General features: G+C 35.6%; 13 protein-coding genes and 1 tRNA gene. 6 read left to right on the top strand and 8 right to left on the bottom strand.

Features of this window, described 5'->3' with window-relative positions; translation table 11 throughout:
* Positions 1–516 precede the first annotated feature (516 nt).
* Positions 517–1,710, bottom strand: coding sequence for a porin (locus tag GGR10_RS01715; protein WP_182479620.1), 1,194 nt, complete (start codon positions 1,708–1,710; stop codon positions 517–519).
* Positions 1,711–2,044: 334 nt separating this feature from the next.
* Between GGR10_RS01715 and GGR10_RS01710 the strand changes: the two genes are divergently transcribed.
* Positions 2,045–2,135 (top strand) — tRNA-Ser (locus GGR10_RS01710).
* A gap of 626 nt (positions 2,136–2,761) precedes the next feature.
* On the opposite strand, the gene GGR10_RS01705 is transcribed toward GGR10_RS01710, so the two are convergent.
* The 5 genes from GGR10_RS01705 to GGR10_RS01685 form a co-directional block, all read right to left on the bottom strand.
* Positions 2,762–3,556, bottom strand: a complete 795-nt coding sequence (locus GGR10_RS01705) for a heme ABC transporter ATP-binding protein (protein WP_182479619.1) — start codon at positions 3,554–3,556, stop codon at positions 2,762–2,764.
* Entirely contained in the window at positions 3,553–4,641 is a 1,089-nt protein-coding gene (locus GGR10_RS01700; protein ID WP_182479618.1) for a FecCD family ABC transporter permease, read from the bottom strand. The genes GGR10_RS01705 and GGR10_RS01700 overlap by 4 nt, the downstream gene beginning before the upstream one ends.
* A 20-nt stretch (positions 4,642–4,661) precedes the next feature.
* Positions 4,662–5,549: a heme/hemin ABC transporter substrate-binding protein gene (locus GGR10_RS01695; RefSeq protein WP_182479617.1), complete on the bottom strand. Its 888-nt coding sequence runs from the start codon at positions 5,547–5,549 to the stop codon at positions 4,662–4,664.
* Between the two features lie 3 nt (positions 5,550–5,552).
* Entirely contained in the window at positions 5,553–6,608 is a 1,056-nt protein-coding gene (locus GGR10_RS01690) for a hemin-degrading factor (RefSeq protein WP_182479616.1), read from the bottom strand.
* Between the two features lie 255 nt (positions 6,609–6,863).
* Positions 6,864–9,086 carry a TonB-dependent hemoglobin/transferrin/lactoferrin family receptor gene (locus GGR10_RS01685; protein ID WP_182479615.1) on the bottom strand — a complete coding sequence of 741 codons (2,223 nt, stop codon included), beginning with the start codon at positions 9,084–9,086 and terminating at the stop codon, positions 6,864–6,866.
* Between the two features lie 246 nt (positions 9,087–9,332).
* Here GGR10_RS01685 and GGR10_RS01680 point away from each other — a divergent pair, with 246 nt between their 5' ends.
* Complete coding sequence (locus tag GGR10_RS01680) at positions 9,333–10,118, top strand: energy transducer TonB family protein (RefSeq protein ID WP_182479614.1); 786 nt, start codon at positions 9,333–9,335, stop codon at positions 10,116–10,118.
* Positions 10,119–10,331: 213 nt separating this feature from the next.
* Here GGR10_RS01680 and GGR10_RS01675 read toward each other — a convergent pair whose 3' ends face one another.
* The gene (locus GGR10_RS01675) at positions 10,332–12,431 is read right to left on the bottom strand and encodes a lytic transglycosylase domain-containing protein (RefSeq protein ID WP_182479613.1); all 2,100 of its coding nucleotides are present in this window, start codon (positions 12,429–12,431) and stop codon (positions 10,332–10,334) included.
* A gap of 246 nt (positions 12,432–12,677) precedes the next feature.
* Between GGR10_RS01675 and dapA the strand changes: the two genes are divergently transcribed.
* Together dapA and smpB are read left to right on the top strand one after the other, a co-directional pair.
* Entirely contained in the window at positions 12,678–13,559 is an 882-nt protein-coding gene (gene dapA / locus GGR10_RS01670; protein WP_182479612.1) for a 4-hydroxy-tetrahydrodipicolinate synthase, read from the top strand.
* Positions 13,560–13,580: 21 nt separating this feature from the next.
* Complete coding sequence (gene smpB / locus GGR10_RS01665) at positions 13,581–14,057, top strand: SsrA-binding protein SmpB (protein WP_182479611.1); 477 nt, start codon at positions 13,581–13,583, stop codon at positions 14,055–14,057.
* Between the two features lie 46 nt (positions 14,058–14,103).
* Here smpB and GGR10_RS01660 read toward each other — a convergent pair whose 3' ends face one another.
* Positions 14,104–14,772 carry a uracil-DNA glycosylase gene (locus GGR10_RS01660; RefSeq protein ID WP_078689556.1) on the bottom strand — a complete coding sequence of 223 codons (669 nt, stop codon included), beginning with the start codon at positions 14,770–14,772 and terminating at the stop codon, positions 14,104–14,106.
* Between the two features lie 498 nt (positions 14,773–15,270).
* Between GGR10_RS01660 and rpoZ the strand changes: the two genes are divergently transcribed.
* Together rpoZ and GGR10_RS01650 are read left to right on the top strand one after the other, a co-directional pair.
* A complete protein-coding gene (rpoZ, locus tag GGR10_RS01655) occupies positions 15,271–15,669 on the top strand; it encodes a DNA-directed RNA polymerase subunit omega (protein ID WP_182479610.1) in 399 nt (132 codons plus the stop codon).
* Positions 15,670–15,794: 125 nt separating this feature from the next.
* Positions 15,795–18,023 carry a RelA/SpoT family protein gene (locus GGR10_RS01650; RefSeq protein ID WP_182479609.1) on the top strand — a complete coding sequence of 743 codons (2,229 nt, stop codon included), beginning with the start codon at positions 15,795–15,797 and terminating at the stop codon, positions 18,021–18,023.
* Positions 18,024–18,032: the final 9 nt, after the last annotated feature.

Here is an 18,032-nt window from a genome sequence, read left to right as displayed (position 1 = left end):
GGTTAAGAGCCAGCAGGGCACAATACGTTTGCTAGGCAATATTAGAATAGTGACTTGTTATTTTGAGGAATATAGTTGCCACTCCATAAGTACATATCCTCAAATATCAGAAAGGCTATTAAAACTCATAAATTTATTATTAGGTTTTTAAATGGCTGTTATTGATAGATAGTCTCGACCTGTGAAAATATGCAGATAAAACTCTTAACGGTAGATCAAGATTTTAAATTAGCATTTAAAGGCATTCACACGATCTTAATAAGAAACTATATTATAAGGAATTGCATTGGCGATCAAAATTTGCACTTAATTTCTTATGACTTATATAGAAGCTGAGATGTATATTTATCAATACGCTATCGAATTAATTCGTATAAATATTTTCATAAAGCAACCAATTTATGTCATAGGATAATGATGAGTAAATTTAATGCTTTATGACTTTATGGATATTTTTAAGAAATAAAAAAACTGGCAGTTTAAACTGCCAGTTTTAAGAGCGTAATTCTTAAAATGTTAGAATGAGCGCTGAAAGCGAATCATACCTTGTAAAGCATTTTTTCCATTTAAAGCAGCTGTATAGTTTCTTTCAGAATTTTTGTCAGCGAAACTGCGATTGTCATTCCAAGAAACATAAGTTAATTCAGGTGTAATAGTGAAACCTGGAACCAATGTGTATGCAATATTCACAGAAGTTGAGAAAGTTTTTGCAGCACTGTACGAAATTTGAGCATTTAGATTTGCTTTTGGTGTAATCTTATAGGTTGCACCAGTCCAAGCAGCCCATTTACCGCCCCAGTTTGCATAAATTGTGGTGTTTTCTCGTGATAATATATGGTCATCACTTTCGGTGTAATAATCAAGGTTGTTTTTATAACCACCCATAGCCCAGAGGCTTAAGTAGTCGTTAACATTGAAGTCAACACGCATTTTACCCGCCCATTTTTTATAGTAAGCGTCATAAGCGGCAACTGTTGACACACCTCCCCATTCTTGGAAAAATTTCATACCCAAAAGAATATTTGGAGTGTAACCTTTTATGCTTTTACTTGGAACGTCAACAACATTGGTAATTGTATCATCTTTATCAACGTAATAGTAATCATTTCCAGAAGGGCCTGAAGCATTACCTGCCTCAGCTCCGATAATAGCAGAAAAACCGGTGTTGCTATTGAAAGTATAAGAAATAACATTGGTACGTGTATTTCCTGCTGGTGCTATAAGGTCATCATTGATGACGTTACCATAAAAACCAGTCCAATGATTGAAAATTGTGTCATCAAGACCTACACGAAAACCACCAAGCTCAATATAAGCAGAGCGAAGCTCTCCACCACTTTTATCTTTTCCACTGTTCCATTCTGAACGGATCTCTGCATGTGAACGAAGTGTTCCTAATTCGGTTTCAGAAGCAGTTTGAAAAATAAGGGTCAAGCGCGAGGCTACACGATAGGTTTTTTGATCATTATTTAAATCGGCATTAGTTTTTGCATCGATCTTATCACCACTTTTGAAGTCAGCACGAACATAACCTGATAAACGAATGCACGTCTCTGTTCCAGGAATATAAAAGTATCCTGGACCATATGCATCACAAACACGCACATATTCTATAGGCTTTGATTGTGCAGTAACTGTTGCATCAGCTTGTGCACTAGAAATTTCTGCAAGAACTACCGCAGAGCCTAAAAGAAGAGCTTTAATATTCATAATTAATTAATCTCCGATTGAAGTTTAGTTTTAAGGGTAAAATCATGCAGTTTTTGAATTGATTAAGAAAATGACATCAAAAGAGATTCGACCCCCTCATCAACTACAACATACTAGTCTTTGCCCAATATACATAATACGAAATGGTTTTATTAAAAGTTATCCATGTATTATTTAGGCTATTGTGGCAAAAATGTTACAATACATCTCCTGAATGTTTATTTGTTAATTTTTCGTCTTAAATAAGATACAGAAAAAAACAAAATTTTAGATTTTTTAAAAAAAATCGAAAATGTCTTGAACTTTTTGTCGATACCGTTTATGCACCGCTTTTGGAGAGGTGGCCGAGTGGTCGAAGGCGCTCCCCTGCTAAGGGAGTAGGGCTCAAAAGGCTCTCGAGAGTTCGAATCTCTTCCTCTCCGCCAGATTTTAATAAAATCAAAGAGTTATGTAGAGGCTAGGGATTTTGATTCTCTTAACTTATTTGTTGCTATCCTACTCTTTTTGAGATTTTTTGATTACTTCTATTTTAAATTGTTTTCCACCAATTGTTTTAGATTTAGATGAAGTAATGCTATAATATTCTCAATTTAGCCAAAAAGTGCGTTCATTTGTGAAATGGTAGCTTTTGTATTAATTGATGCGGTATTATTCATTTTCTTCATCTACATACGCTGATTTTTGATATTTGCTTAAGATAGGCTTTATAAAATAATTTACAAAAGTTTTGCGTAATCAGTTTTGTACCTTTTTCAATAAATAAAGGCCTCGTGTTAATTGAGATGACTTTAAATATTATAATTTATCCATGCCAAATTGAAGAAATAGCTGTTTAAGATTAGCTCTTTTTTATTTTTATCAATTTTTATTGTAAAAAATTACTCTTTTAAGGAAAGTGTAGTGACTTTTTTAAAGATAAGTTGAAAGCTTTATATTCTAAGTTTATTATAAAGCTCAAGTCATTAAAATATCAAAAAAACAGTATATTATGGGATTTGTGCTTTAATTTTTCTATTTATAGAATATATCAGAAAAATACACTATTTCATGTTTATAAGTAAGTTGCTGTCTGTGGTAATATAAAAGGGATATCTGCTTTAGGTAATGTAGAAACGCTTAAAGAACAGTGATAAACATCGCGCAAATTTTGCGTCGTTAAAACGGAGGAAGCATTTCCTTCGCAATAAATTTTTCCCTGACTGAACAATATCATTTTATCTGCATAGCAGGCAGCCAAATTAAGATCATGCAGGACAGCAATAACACCACCACCACAACGAGCAAAATTTTGAGCAATATTCATAACAATGAGCTGATGTTGGATATCAAGGTTGGCAATAGGTTCATCTAGTATTAGCCAACGAGGGATTTTATTATAAACAGGTGTCCATACTTGGCAAAGTACACGGGCAAGTTGTACTCTAGCTTGTTCTCCACCTGATAATTCATGATAATACCGGTCACTATAGTTAGCTAAACCAACACGTTCTAGAGCTTTTTTAGGCAAAATTTTCAATTCTGTTTTTGTTATATCACGTTGGTGAATAGAAAGGCCGAGTTTTACCACCTCATGAACTAAGAATGGAAAAGCTAGTGTTGTTGATTGCGGTAGAACTGCACGCATCATTGCCATTTTACAAGTTTTTGTCTTGGTAATATCATGACCATTCAATGTCATTTTTCCTCTGTAGGGAATCTCTCCACTCAATGCTTTAATGAAAGTACTTTTTCCAGATCCATTTGGACCAATAATGACAGTGAAAATACCACTTTTAATTTGAAGATTAATGTGATCAATAATGTATGTTTTTCTGCGTTGAATGCAAAGATTAATTGCCTCAATCATAAAACATTTATCCCCCGTTGATATATGAGAATCCAAAGAAAGAAGGGTGCTCCAAAGAGTGCTGTAACAATCCCGATTGGTAATTCTGCAGGGGCAATAATAAAGCGCGCAAATGTATCAGCAGAAATAAGCAGAGCTGCTCCTAAAAGAGTAGAACAAGGAATAAGATAGCGATGATCAGGCCCAATAAGCAGGCGTAAAATATGTGGGACTATAATGCCAATAAAACTAATGCCACCGCTGACAGCAACTGCACCACCGCACATAAGAGCAACAAGTATAATAGAAATATTTTTAACTTTTTGAATATGAAAACCAATATGACTGGCAACAGCTTCTCCAAGAGACAAAGCATTTAGTGCGCGTGACAAGAATGGAGAAAAAAAGAGACCAATTCCAACAAAAGGTATAATAAACCCAACTTTTAACCATGTTGCACCTGCAAGGGATCCAAGGTTCCAAAAGGTAATATCACGCAATTGCTGGTCGTTTGCGATAAAGATTAAAGCTCCCACAATAGCACTATTTAAAGCGCTAAGAGCAATTCCCGCAAGGAGCATTGTTGCAATAGAAGTACAATTATGACGTGTTGCAATTGCATAGAGAGTAATTGTTGATAAAAGTCCGCCCAAAAAAGCACTTATAATGACTTTATAAGATTCTAAAAAAGGCGGGAATAGAGGCGGAAAAGTAACACCTACAACAATTGCTAAAACAGCACCAAGACTTGCACCTGCTGATACACCTACAATTCCAGGATCAGCAAGGGGATTACGGAAAATTCCCTGCATAAGAACACCAGAAACCGCTAAAGCTGAACCAACTAATAAACCCAAGATGATACGGGGGAGTCTTATATCAATAAGCACAAGATAATCATGGGTTTTACTGCTTACTGAAAAATCTTGTGTAAGAATCGCATGAATAAGATTAATAAAAGAAACATTTGACGCACCGTTTAATAACCCTACTAAAATGCTAAAAATAAGAAATATTATTAAACTTAATAATGCAATTTTCCCTCGAATTGCATGCTTTTCTTTTTTAATTTCAGTTACTTGTGCTGTTGAGATGCTATTGATCATTTTTATTAGCTCTTACCATTTTAATTCTCACTATAAAGCAGATTAATCAGTTCTTTTGATGCCTCTGCAGTACGTGGACCAAAACTTAAAAAATACATAGCATCTATTTGTTTAATAGCATGATTTTGTGCTGCGGGTGTAGCTTGAATTGCTGGTATAGCTAAAATTTGATCAATTTGGGATGAATTTTTGGGATGTGTCATAAGCAAGATAACATCGGGATTTGATTTTAATAAGGCCTCATTATTTAAAGGTTTATATCCTTTATAACTAGAGATGGCGTTAATACCACCTGAAAGTTTTATCATACTATCGGCAGCTGTATTTGTTCCAGATACCATGATACGCCCGTTTTGCATTGAAAAAATAACAAGAACGCGTTTTGGTTTAGTTACTTTTGCCAAAAGCATATCATTATCCATGAAGCTACGGTTTATCTTTTTAATTAATGCAGCTGCTTGTGTTTCTCGGTGAAGTGCTTTGCCAACAAGGTGAATTTTTTCTATTACATTTTCACGAGAAAAATTTTCTGGCACAATCACTAACGGTATTGACGTTTTTTTGAGAATGTCAATTGTTAAGGGAGGGCCACTTCCTTCAATCAGCAATATACCTTCTGGGGTGAGCGATAAAACTCCTTCGGGTGAAAGGGCTCGCATATATCCAAGTTCAGGAAGTTTGAGTGCTTCTTGGGGGTATATACTCGTACTGTCGCGAGCAACAAGCTGATTTTGAGCTCCTAATGCATAGACAATTTCTGTGAGAGATCCACCAATCGAAACAATTCGTGCATTTTTAGGAAAACTGGTTGTAATTTCAGCGATTGCTTGGTGAGAAAAAGAGGTAAAATAAAACAAAATGGAAATAAAAATAAGGCTCGATAATCTGCGCAAAAGAAGTGTGGACATTTCTTACCTTACCTTTTTTAAGTAATTGTTGTTTTCTAGTATAGGAGGCAAATCATTCAATAAAGAACGCCAATCTTCACGTTCTTTTTGGCCCTCTTTTCTTAGGCCAAAAAATTGAACAATCATCTCACCATTTTTATCAAAAACTTCTAGTGAACTGACATAACCATCGCGAGTAGGTTTACGAACACGCCATATTTTATCAATACCAGAAACAAGCATATGAAGGTTAAATTTTTTATCAAGAATATTGAGCCAAGGGCCTATTTGTTTAATATTTTTAATTTGTCCACTGAAAATTTGAATGCACCCTTTATTGCCGACAAAACACATAATTGGTATTTCTTGTTGTGCGCTTTTGTTTAGCATCATTTCAAGAGATTCTACGCTTAATTCATCAGCAAATTCATTACCAGCATATTTTACAGCATCATGTCGATTGATTTTAAATTCTGAAATAATTTCATGGAGTTGATGTACATCAGTCATTTGTCGCCAACGATCGCGGAATTTTTCAACATTTATATCTGCTATATCATGTTGTATGAGGGTAGGAGAGGGCTGAATTTCAAGATTAGGTAACTGATCTTTACTGAGCAGTTTTTTAACAAGTGTATTCCATTCCTCCATATTTGTTGTATCTTTAGAATAGATTTTGAAGATAGCAACACCGTACTGATCAAAAAATTGCAAACTTTTAGTGGGTTTTCCCAAAACCACCATTTCATATTCAAAACCGAATTTCCATTGTTTTGGAAAGATACGCAAATCGATTTCACCAAGCGTTATAGGAACATGTTGGTTTTGCACGATTTTTTCAAAACATCCTATTTTTTCGTGAACAGCATATTCATTACGCGTTAATACCATAACTGTTCCAATTTTGGGAGCATTTTTAAGGAGAGTAGTCACATCAGCATTTAATTTTTTTGCTTTTTCAGTAGTGCAATAAGCAGCAATAAGCTCTGCTTCAGATATGCCAATTGAAGTAGCAAAATCACGATTACGCATTTCTTTTTTTTCTCGCAGTCTAATAATTTCTTCAGCTGTGTAAGACATAAATTTTCCTTGAATTATTTATTTGAAGTAGACTTCCCATATTTTATAATTTTAAAACGATAAGCTGAACTATAACTTTGCAATAGTTCAGCTTACCATCAAACAAATCTTTATTATCGATAATAGAACAACCAAAACCAGGTAAATTAGAAACATTAAAAGCACTTATCTCAATTTTTTGTTTAAGGAAAAAAGAGAGTAAAGCGCAATATTTCTCCTTTTTAATATGATTTTTGAAATTTCTAATAAAGATAGTTAAAATTTTTGCACAAGCGATACCTTAAAGTTACGACCTGGCTGACTGAAATAGTCTTTAGGTAGTGGTGGTGCACCCCTAGGTGAAGCAGAAGGAAGATCAGTTGCATTCCAATATTTTTTATTGAAAAGGTTATAAACACCTACTCTTATAATAGGGCCTTTTTCACCAAAAGGTTCCCACCACCCCAACACATCAACTAAATTATAACTTGGAGTTTTTGCATAATCGGAATTCTTTTCTACCTTATCACGTTTAGCGGCTAAAGTAAGCATAATATCAGCTCCCCAAGTCTCTTGTGCATACCCAAATCCTATAACAGCTTTTAAAGCTGGGATTGAGTTGAGATATTCATTTTTATCAAGATCTTTTCCTTGTGCGTATGCAAAGGAAAAATTACTATGGAAATTTTGATTAAGAGCTAAATATGTTTTAGCCTCAATACCAGAGATACGGACATGAGCACGATTTATGTAATGCCTGCGCGCTAACATAAATTCTCGTGATGGTCCTTTATCTATAATATCAATAAAGTTTTTATATTGATTGGTGAAGACGCTGATAGAACCATCAAAATTTATATTTCCGTATTTTATGCCAATATCATACCCATTGCTGATTTCTGGCTTAAGATTGGGGTTGCCAGCCATATAATAAAAAGAGGGATTGATATAGGTGAGGTAAAGTTCGGAAACACTTGGTGCACGAAAAGCTTGTGCCCACTGGCCATAAAATGTCACTTGATCATTAGCATCCCATTCTATACGCAATTTGGGAGAAAAATGCGAACCGCCATTTGCTGTAAGCTGTTCTTTAAAAATGATTGTTTTTTTATAAGAAGGTGTTTTTTGCGGGACGTGTTTATACCAGTCGTAGCGGATTCCAGGTATAACGCGAACATGGTTATTAGAAAAACCGATTGCATCTTCAAAAGCTAAACTAAAACCATGACTATGAGTATCTGGTGTATCAGATTGATTGGTATGTAAAAAAGCACATCCACGCGCATTCTCTCTCAAGTGACAATTATCTTGACCCGACGCATATTGATGAAGTTTGGATGCAAAGATGTCAGTAGAAAATTTCAGTGTATGACTGATAGCACCTATATCAATTTTTTTGAGACTATCGGCATTAAAGCCATAGTTAATATTACGTATAAGGTTATCTCTTAAATAGTTCCCTTGTGGCTGTTTGATACGATGCCCTTTTAAAACCTGGTTATTTGATAGTTTCTGCCAATGAAGTTGTCCATGAAATGCATCAAAAACAGCATCTCCATTACCACTATAATCATAGGAAATCGAAAAACGCTCACGATATTTATTATTCTTATCATAAACTGAGCCTGGAGAATATATTGTGGAGGAAGCATTTAATGAATGAGTGTCTTTATTGTAAGAAAAACGTTCTGCTGTAAAACCAACCTTATGATCGCTATTAAAATATTGATGCATTTTAAAAAGCAGATTATTTTGGTCAAAATCAGCAGGATTTGCACGTGTACGTTCACTTCCATAAGTATCTACAGTTCCCATATTTTTGCGTTCATGACCTCCTACACGAGATCCTTGGAACAGTAGAAAGGTTTGGTAAAATCGTACTGCAAAAGCTTCATCTATATGCCAGCTACTATCAGCAGAATTATAACTGCCTTTTGTAAGACTACCCCAATTTTTTTCTTCTGTGAGAAGATCTTCAGGATCAAGAGTACGTAAAGCAACAATTCCACTCAGTGCTCCAGAGCCATAACGGCTAGAATCTGACCCTCGAATGATATCAAGTGTAGAAAGGGCGTTAAGGTCAAACATTGAACTCCCACCCTTAACACCGCGTACTCCATCATTAAGCCACGGAAGGGGAATGCCATCCATTGTCACGAGAACGCGATTGGCACTTAAACCACGAATTACAAAACTATCATTATTTGAATTATAAGTTATAGCTGGATTAAGACGCCCAATATCGTGAATATCATTTATTTGTTTTTGTTCAATATCTCGAGCAGTTTCACGGTCAGTTAAAACTGTTACTGTATCCAGAGGATTTATCGGTTGCCTTTTTTCAATCACAATTGGGTTGAGCTCAATTACGGTGTTCGAATTGCTGTTTTGTGAAAAAATGATATTGTTATTTTGTGCAAAAACGAAAGAGGGTACCCAGATTGATAATGCGCTTAAAGCTATACAGCTTTTATAAATACTTTTTGGTTTTATTTGCATAAGACACCATTAAAAATTTTTTTAATTTCTCTTAAATGCCCCGTAACTTTAAAATATTTTACACCACAAAAACCCCGTTCCCCAACCACAAAGATTAGTTAACCGAGCCCTAATGATCCCAATATGAAGTAAAAGTAATATATTAAACATGATAAAAAGCGTCAAGAAAAAAGTTGTAATTTAAAAAGGATCAGTTTTAATACAGTTTGGTGCTAATTTAATGTGGAATACTAATGGATGGAGATTATGAATTTTACAAATACTAGGCGGTTATCAATCCTTTGGATAGGGGCGTTTATGAGTGCTCTTTCTTTACATGCTGCATTGGGGATACAGTTTTATTTTCAAAATATTAATGTGAGCGATAATGTATTTCCACCGGCAATTATGCTGACTTTTGCACAGGAAATTTCACACCCTAATATTATTAATACTAATACGGATTTGGAAATGTTGCAGTCTAGTGTTTTAGAGCAAGAACAAAAGATATCAGAGCCAGCACTCAATGAGGTTCAATCGATGGAATCTCAATTTTCAGAAGAGATACAATCTTTGCAAGAACTCCAACCTGTTATAGAAAAAAATGATTTTATAGTAGAAAAAACTTTGAAAGAATCTCAGACTTCTAAAATGGCACATAAAGCGCTTGTCAAAAAAGCATTATCAGTGTCAAAAATTGCAGCAAAACAAAGTGATGCAAAATCAGTACACTCGTTTGCGGTTAGTAAGGATAATTATACAAAGCTTGATGATGCATTATCTATGCAGTGGTTGGCAAAGGTACAAGCACAATTAGAAAGGCAAAAAAATTATGTTATAAGGCACCGTACTACTCATGCAAAAGGGGTAGTGCAATTAGAATTTAAAGTGCATAAGCAGGGGAATATTTTTGCAAGCCGTATTGCACTTTCTTCTAATGATCAGGAACTTGATCGATTAGCTATGGCAGCACTTCAGCGTGTTGGTATTCTTCCTCCTCCACCGCTTTCAAAAGAGAATAAAATTATTAGAATATCTTTAATATTTAACTGATTTTACACAGTTTTATCCGTGAATAGAACATATCTTGTACAAAAAAGATTAGATTAAAGTGCATTGGTGTTCATTCAAAACAAATAGATTTTGTTATATTGGGCTTTTGAATCAGCTTTTATATGTATATTTTCAAAATTAGTATGGCATTGTAATTTATGAAATAAATAGTAGCTGAAAAACTTTTCTTTAAATGAATTAAATTTATAATCTTTATTGTCCAGTAACAAGGTGTGTTTTAATATCTGTTGTTCCATGAAAACGTGTTTTGTAAACTACATAATTTTCCATAACGCGCATTACATAGTTACGTGTTTCTGGATAAGGGATCCGCTCAACCCAATCGACAACTTTATCGAGAGGTTGTCCTCTAGGGTCGCCATAACGTGCTATCCACTCATTTGCACGACGCGGTCCTGCATTATAACCGATACAAGTTAATATATAAGATCCATTAAAACGTTCCAACTGTTCACTTAGAAAATGGGCACCTAATGTAGTGTTATAACTAGGATCGTTTCTAAATTTTTGCGGTGACCATGCAATCGAATATTTATCTGCAAGTTCTTTTGCTGTTGTTGGTAATAATTGGAGCATACCTTGGGCTCCTGCTTTTGATGTAGCTGTTGGGTTAAATTCGCTTTCTTGGCGTGCAATAGCATAGACGAGAGCTTTTTCTGTTGCAGAAATGTTAGCAGATGGTGAAATGGCACCGATAGGGTGGGATAGTGCACCAACATTTTTACCTTGAAAAACAGCAGTTTTACCTATTTTAAGACTGGTATGATAGTCGCCCTTTTTTTCTGCCATAACGGCCAGAAGGGCTAATTCGCCAGGGCTCTCTATTTCTTTACTAAGTTCTCTATAAAAAATATTAGCAAGATTAGCATACTCGGCAGCTTCAAGTCGTTGAATAATTTTTACAGCTTTTCGTGTGCTAAAACGTTGCCGTTCAGCCGTTGTTGGTTTAGGGAAGGAAATGCTAAGCTTTTTTTGATTAAGTCGTGAAGCTGCTAATTGACCATAATAAGTTATATTAAAACGGGCAGCACGATGAAAATAATGCCGAGCATTTTCATGATCACCTAAGATTTCTGCTGTTCGTCCCATCCAATAATAACCGCGGGATTTTAAAAAATGATGAGAAGATAACTGAGGAATACGTGTAAAATGGTGCATTGCCAATTTAGGATCATGAAGAAATCTTAATGCATACCATCCTGCATGAAATTCAGCATCAGCTGCTGATGAAGGTGTTAAACCGGTGTAAGTTGCAACCAGTTGGTAAGCAATTTTAGGTTTGTTTAAGTCGAGCATTTCGCGGGAAATAGTGCGCCGTTCTATCCACCATGCATCAGGGTTAATAAGGCTTGCTGCATCTCGGGGTGCTTTCATCATGAGTGTTGCAGCAGCACTGTATTGTCCAGTTCGTCTAAGATAGCGAATATGAGTAAATTGTAAAAGAGGATCTTGTTTCCAAGATCGATCAACAGCTTGTAATTTTTGTGCAGCTCTAGGGTCATTGTTTGCAACTGCAGCAAACGCGTTAAAAAGAGATTGGGCACGAGCTAGCGTTGCGATTCGCCCAGCTGAATCAATGCGGTTTTCATACAGCATAATCTGCATGCGTTTTAGATGGTCAATAGGTTTTAGTGCAGTGCTTGCGTTTTTAAGGATGAGCTCTTCTTCTTTTGCACTAAGTTGTGCTTTATACCACCATGGTGCAATAATTTGTCGTGCACGGGTGGTTTTCCCAGTTGCTATAAGCGCTTTAGCAAGTGCAGCCATACCTTGTACGGTAAGGGGATGTGTGTGTGCAAATTTTTGAATGATTATTTGTGAAGAATTAGTTTCATTGATAAAAGCACGTTCAGCATTACGTTTCATAATGGATATGCCAGGCCACCCTTTTAATTCATTAATTGCATTAAATAGTTCAGAGCTGGGTATGCCAGTATGATTTGATGTGTTGATTGCCCATGTTAAAATATGGCGGTCAAGGCTATTTTTCGCCATTGCGTTACGAAGAGCTATCGTTTTTGCAATATTTTTATTTGAAAGGGCATCTAAACCTAATTTAAGTTGATTGACTGAAATGATATCGTTAGTCGTAAGATTGTTGTTAATTGTATTGTTAGTCGATTTAAGTTGGTTTTTAGGTTTTTCTGTTATTACAAATGGGTAAGGTCGAGCTGAAGGGATTGGTATTTTTTTCGGTGGCAAAACTGTTTGAGAAAACGCATTTGAGCACAAAATTGCCAATATTAATGTAATAAAAATTGGCATGAAAAGATGGACAGAAAATACACGCATCGAAAAATCTTAAAATCTTGCTCTTTTAAGCATTTTATAAACTTTAAAACAAAAAGCGTGAAAGACACGTTAACGGATTATAGTATTTTTAAGAAATATTCTAAATTGAAAAAAGTAATATATTAACGTTGTAAAAGCATTTATGGAATTCTTCTTGTTTAAAGAATAGAGCAGGACTATGCTCTATAATGAGTAGTTTAAAAGACAATTGTTTTTAAGTAAAACTTAAATTGCGAGGAGTTTATCATGCTCGAGGGAGCGTTGACTGCACTTATCACACCATTTGATGAAAATGGTGATGTCGATGAAAAAGCATTTTGCAATTTTGTCGAATGGCAGGTTATACAGGGTATTAATGGTGTGATCCCTGTTGGAACAACGGGTGAGTCACCAACTTTAAGCCATGAAGAACATAAGCGAGTTGTAGAGTTATGTGTTGAGCAGGTTGCTAAGCGTATTCCTGTTGTTGCAGGGGCAGGGTCGAATAGTACAGATGAGGCTGTGGAACTTGCCCAACATGCAGAAAAAGCAGGTGCTGATGCAGTTTTGGTTGTAACCCCTTATTATAATAAACCTAATCAAAGAGGGTTATATGCTCACTTTGCAGCTATTGCGAAAGCTATTTCTATTCCGATTGTGATTTATAATATTCCTGGGCGTTCTATTGTTGATATGAGTGTAGAAACCATGAAAAATCTATATCAGGATTTTAACAATATTATTGGTGTCAAGGATGCAACAGGAGACATTGAACGGGTAAGTCAACAACGCAAAGAGTGTGGCAGGGATTTTGTGCAGCTTTCTGGTGATGATAGTACAGCATTAGGTTTTAATGCACATGGTGGCGTGGGGTGTATTTCAGTTTCATCCAATGTGGCTCCAAAACTTTGTGCACAACTTCAAGCTGCTTGTCGTCGTGGTGATTATAAGATGGCATTAGAATTAAATGATCGTTTGATGCCTCTAAATTATGGAGTGTTTATTGAACCAAATCCAGCAGGTATTAAATATGCTGCTGCAAAATTAGGACTTTGTCGTGATACTGTTCGTTTGCCGATTGTTCCATTAGAAGATACTACAAAAAGAATTATCGATGCGGCTTTACAACATGCTGGTCTCATCCAATAATAAAATGGTATTGAAATAACCATGAACAGAAAAAAAAATGCACTAGTGCGTACAGTAATTGCTCATAATCGTAAAGCTCGTTTTAATTTTGAAATTTTGGATAATCTTGAAGCTGGGCTTGTGCTTCATGGAACTGAAGTTAAATCTTTACGTTCCAATAATGCTAATATTTCTGAAAGTTATGCTAGCTTTGAAAATGGAGAGTTATGGTTGATCAATGCCTATATTCCTGAATATACGCAAGCTAATCGTTTTAATCATGAACCACGTCGTTTACGTAAGTTATTGCTTTCAAAACGTGAAATGGCACGTTTTTTTAATGCAGTTTCTCGTGAAGGGATGACCATTGTTCCACTTCAACTTTATTTTAATGAAAAAGGGTGTGTGAAGTTAGAGATTGCTGTAGCGCGGGGTAAAAAACTTCATGATAAACGTGAAACAGAAAAAAAACGTGATTGGGGACGTGAAAAAGCAAGATTGTTGAAAAAGTACGGATAGTTTGGTTGGTTTGTATTTTCTTTTTTATAATAATACTAAAGGAATTTCAGCATTGATCTAAATATGTTTTCGCTGTTTGAAAGATTTGATGAAACATAGCATCTGTCAAACGGTTGGTATTAGTATTATAGCGGGAACAGTGATAGCTTGAGAAGATGCGTAATCTACCAATATTGTTTATTGCTCCGTGACCGAAAGGATGTTCTGGGACTTTTGCATTTAAAGCACGTATGGTTGAATGATGAGCAATGGCACCAAGGGTAATAACGGCTTTGAGTTGAGGAAGATTTGTTAAAAGAGGTGCGAAAAAATATCGGCAAGTATTAATTTCTGTGCTGGTAGGTTTATTTTCTGGGGGTACACAACGAACTGAGTTAACAATTGCTGCATCAATCAGTTCAAGACTATCATCAGGTCTTTCTTCGAAAGTTCCTTGGGCAAAACCAAATTTTTTTAAAGTAGAATAGAGCAGTAGACCAGCGTAATCACCAGTGAAAGGGCGTCCAGTTCGGTTTGCTCCACGCAATCCAGGTGCAAGTCCGACAATAAGAAGGCGTGTTGTTGCAGCACCTTTAGAGGGGAAGAATGGGCTCACAGGTGCATTGTGCCAATGGGGTTCTTTCATACGCCAGCCAGAGATAAAGTCGTGTAAACGAGGGCATAAGTCGCAATTTTGCGGTGGTTCTGGGCAAAATGTTGTTAATTGACTATTCATGGTCGTAGGCATTCGTCATCTTGATAAAAAAATTTTTGAATTATTTTATTGGGTATACGGCAGATATTACTTTTGTAAATAAATTAATGATTTGTTTGATGGTTAAAGTATTGATTGGCATAATGTTAAATAAATTCAAAGCTTTTATTTTAGATTAATACGGTTATAAATAATACATTACAGCGTTGTAATTCAAAAGATTTTTAAGAAATTTGAATGATTATATAGTTTTAAAACTTTGGAATCTGAAAGAAACTCACTCTATTAATGGGGAGGGTTATTGTTGCATTTGAAACCAATATCATTCCATTTATTTTTTTAAAGAATGCTATTAGTCATTTAAACTTAGCTGATTGTGTTCTTTTTATACAATTATGTTATCAAGAAATTTCTGCAAAAAAATGCTAAAGTTTGCATTGTTTTTCTTGTTTTTTGTTTTGATTATTGTATATACTCTAAATTAAATATTGGGTTTTGAACTTTAAGAAAGGGGCGTAAATGGCCCGCGTAACGGTCGAAGATTGTATTGATAAAGTTGATAATCGTTTTGAATTGGTGCTTTTAGCCGGGCATCGAGCACGCCAGATTTCACAAGGTGCGCAGATTACAGTTGATCGTGATAATGATAAAAATCCAGTTGTAGCTCTACGTGAAATAGCAGATGAAACCTTATCACCTGCAGATTTAAAAGAAGATCTTATTCATTCATTGCAGAAGCATGTAGAAGTGGATGAGCCGGAAACGGTTAATGAATTTATTTCTCACTCAAGTGAATCTGAAAGTGCTTTTGGTACATCACAGGAAGAAGAAAATTGTTCATTTGACTGTATATCGGAAGAGGGGCTTTTAGCAGGTATTGAAGGTTTAGTTGTACCCGAGAAAAACGACGATTATTAATTTTGTAGTTTATTGAGAGAATATTATATATACTTTATTTAAGAGTGTATATTTTATTTTGAGACCTTTTATTGATAGAATATTCAATAATATTTAAATTATGAAATTTCTGAGGATATGTCTATATGATGCGTCAGCATGAGCTTATTGAGCGGGTGCGACGTTATAAGCCTGATGTAAATGAGGCTTTATTGAATAAAGCCTACGTTTATGCAATGGAAAAGCATGGGCATCAAAAGCGTGCTTCGGGTGATCTTTATTTTTCTCATCCTTTGGAAGTTGCTATTATTTTAACGGATATGCGTTTAGATGAAGCAACAATTGCGGTTGCTCTTTTGCATGATACAATTGAAGATACAAGCGCTACACGAACAGAAATTGATCAGCTTTTTGGACCTGAAATTGGTAAGTTAGTTGAAGGGCTAACAAAGCTTAATAAGCTTGATTTTGTCTCGAAAAAGGCCATACAGGCAGAAAATCTTCGTAAGCTTCTTATTGCTATTTCTGATGATATCCGTATTCTTTTGGTCAAACTTGCAGATCGTCTTCATAATATGCGCACTCTTGGTGTTATGCGTGATGATAAACGTCGGTGGATTGCTGAGGAGACGATGGATATTTATGCACCGCTTGCTGGCCGTATGGGTATGCAGGATATGCGTGAAGAATTAGAAGATCTTTCTTTCTTTTATTTAAATCCAGAAGGTTACCGTATTATTACTGACAGAATTTCTGAATTGTCGAAGTGTAATCAGGATTTACTTTCTACAATCGAAAACGAATTGACAAGACTTTTTTCTCAGCATGGTATTAAAGTTGATGTTAAAAGCCGTCGGAAAAAATCTTATTCAATTTTTCGCAAAATGGAAAGCAAGGCATTATCTTTTGAGCAATTGTCTGATATTTTTGGATTTCGTGTGATTGTTGAAACGGTGGATGATTGTTACCGTGCTCTTGGTATTATCCATACTACATGGCCAATGGTACCTGGTCGTTTTAAGGATTATATTTCTATACCTAAACAAAATGAGTATCGTTCAATTCATACGACAATTGTGGGGCCTTCAAGGCAGCGTGTTGAATTGCAAATTAGAACCAATGCAATGAATACAATTGCTGAATATGGTGTTGCAGCACATTCCATTTATAAAGATTATGGTTCTAATTATTCAGTCTCGAAATTGTCGAGAGAAACCAATGCTTATGCGTTGTTGCGTCAAACAATTCAATCTTTATCAGATGGAGATAATCCGGAAGAGTTTTTAGAACATACAAAGCTTGAACTTTTTCAAGATCAGGTTTTCTGCTTTACACCAAAAGGGCGGCTAATTGCCTTTCCAAAAGGTGCCACACCTATTGATTTTGCTTATGCAGTTCATACAGATATTGGTGATTCTTGTGTGGGGGTGAAAATCAATGGTCGTATTATGCCTTTAATGACCAAATTAAAAAATGGTGATGAGGTTGATATTATACGTTCACAAGATCAAGTTCCACCGGTAGCGTGGGAATCTTTTGTTGTAACGGGGAAGGCACGTTCCGCAATTCGCCGAGCAACACGTGCAGCAGTGCGTAAGCAATATTCAGGTTTAGGTTATAATATTCTTGAACGTTCGTTTGAATGTGTGGGAAAACCTTTTTCAAAGGATATGCTTAAACAAGTTCTACCGCGTTTGGCACGCAAAGATGTGGAAGATGTATTAACAGCTGTTGGGCGTGGTGAATTGTCTTATGTTGATGTGGTTAAAGCAATTTATCCAGATTATCAAAAACACAATGGAGTGCACCAGTCATTTTTAAAATCTGAGGAAAAGGGTCGGTTTAATATTGAGACTTCTCAAAGCATGGTCTTTAAAATGCTTGAAAATGAAAAGGAAGGAACTTCAGAAAAGAAAGATCAATACAAAGCATTACCTATTCGAGGAATTAGTGGAGATATTCCAATACGATTTTCTCCTGAAGGAGCTGTACCAGGGGATCGAATTGTTGGTATTATGCAGCCGGGTGCAGGTATTGTTATTTATCCAATACAATCTTCAGCTTTAATGGCTTATGATGATCAGCCAGAACGATGGATTGATGTATGCTGGGATGTTGATACCGAAACAAGCGAACGTTTTCCTGCTCGGATAAATATTTGGGCTGTTAATAGTCCTGGTTCTTTGGCTAAAGTAACTCAGGTTATTTTTGCAAATGATGCCAATATTCAAAATTTATCTTTGATCCGTATGGCTTCAGATTTCACGGAAATTGTGCTTGATTTAGAGGTTTGGGATCTAAAACACTTGAATCGTATTCTTTCTCAGTTAAAAGAAACAGGCTCAGTTAGTGCGGTGAGTCGGGTGCACGGATAAAAACACGAG

Origin of the sequence: Bartonella chomelii, assembly GCF_014138465.1 — a bacterium.
Taxonomy (GTDB): Bacteria; Pseudomonadota; Alphaproteobacteria; order Rhizobiales; family Rhizobiaceae; genus Bartonella; species Bartonella schoenbuchensis.
The sequence above is the reverse complement of the archived record's forward strand: the minus strand, read 5'-3'. Positions and strand labels throughout refer to the sequence as shown.

What these genes read in the sequence shown, in the direction of transcription:
- GGR10_RS01675 (WP_182479613.1), bottom strand. Translation starts at nt 12,431, where the DNA reads ATGCGTGTATTTTCTGTCCATCTTTTCATGCCAATTTTTATTACATTA.
- GGR10_RS01680 (WP_182479614.1), top strand. Translation starts at nt 9,333, where the DNA reads ATGAATTTTACAAATACTAGGCGGTTATCAATCCTTTGGATAGGGGCG.
- GGR10_RS01715 (WP_182479620.1), bottom strand. Translation starts at nt 1,710, where the DNA reads ATGAATATTAAAGCTCTTCTTTTAGGCTCTGCGGTAGTTCTTGCAGAA.
- smpB (WP_182479611.1), top strand. Translation starts at nt 13,581, where the DNA reads ATGAACAGAAAAAAAAATGCACTAGTGCGTACAGTAATTGCTCATAAT.
- GGR10_RS01690 (WP_182479616.1), bottom strand. Translation starts at nt 6,608, where the DNA reads ATGTCTTACACAGCTGAAGAAATTATTAGACTGCGAGAAAAAAAAGAA.
- GGR10_RS01695 (WP_182479617.1), bottom strand. Translation starts at nt 5,549, where the DNA reads ATGTCCACACTTCTTTTGCGCAGATTATCGAGCCTTATTTTTATTTCC.
- GGR10_RS01660 (WP_078689556.1), bottom strand. Translation starts at nt 14,772, where the DNA reads ATGAATAGTCAATTAACAACATTTTGCCCAGAACCACCGCAAAATTGC.
- dapA (WP_182479612.1), top strand. Translation starts at nt 12,678, where the DNA reads ATGCTCGAGGGAGCGTTGACTGCACTTATCACACCATTTGATGAAAAT.
- GGR10_RS01700 (WP_182479618.1), bottom strand. Translation starts at nt 4,641, where the DNA reads ATGATCAATAGCATCTCAACAGCACAAGTAACTGAAATTAAAAAAGAA.
- rpoZ (WP_182479610.1), top strand. Translation starts at nt 15,271, where the DNA reads ATGGCCCGCGTAACGGTCGAAGATTGTATTGATAAAGTTGATAATCGT.
- GGR10_RS01650 (WP_182479609.1), top strand. Translation starts at nt 15,795, where the DNA reads ATGATGCGTCAGCATGAGCTTATTGAGCGGGTGCGACGTTATAAGCCT.
- GGR10_RS01685 (WP_182479615.1), bottom strand. Translation starts at nt 9,086, where the DNA reads ATGCAAATAAAACCAAAAAGTATTTATAAAAGCTGTATAGCTTTAAGC.
- GGR10_RS01705 (WP_182479619.1), bottom strand. Translation starts at nt 3,556, where the DNA reads ATGATTGAGGCAATTAATCTTTGCATTCAACGCAGAAAAACATACATT.